The following is a 411-nucleotide window of genomic DNA, read 5'->3' on the forward strand; positions in this document are numbered from 1 at the left end:
CTCTGCGGTCTGGAAAGCCAGAAGGCTGGGAATCTGACGCAGGACGATCGCGTGTCCTTGACCATCGATCACGACACGCCGCAGGTGATGGAAATCACCGGACTTTCCATGGCGGCGCGAGCCCAGGCGGTGACAGACCTGGCCGAAGCGGAAAAGGTCCTGCGGATGCTGCCGCTGAAGTATCCGCAGCAAGTCTCGCTGCCAGGACCGATGCCAACTCCGGATCAGGTGCGCATATTTCGCGTGATGCCTACGGTCATCTCGGTGCTCGACTACTCCAAGGGTTTCGGCCACACCGATGTCGTCACTTGCTGATCGCGCTCGCCCCCAAGACAACCTTTGGGTTGCGTGAGCGAGGCCGGCAAAGCCAAGGCATTCAGACCCGGCGGGCTAACGGTCCCACCCATACGA

General features: G+C 61.3%; 1 protein-coding gene. It reads left to right on the plus strand.

Translation table 11 applies throughout. From position 1 onward, the window contains the following. Window positions 1–315 (plus strand): pyridoxamine 5'-phosphate oxidase family protein (locus EOA29_RS40515; RefSeq protein ID WP_145970204.1); only part of this gene is annotated, 315 nt, incomplete at its 5' end. Window positions 316–411: the final 96 nt, after the last annotated feature.

Source organism: Mesorhizobium sp. M1E.F.Ca.ET.063.01.1.1 (assembly GCF_003998155.1).
In the GTDB taxonomy this organism is placed as follows: Bacteria; Pseudomonadota; Alphaproteobacteria; order Rhizobiales; family Rhizobiaceae; genus Mesorhizobium.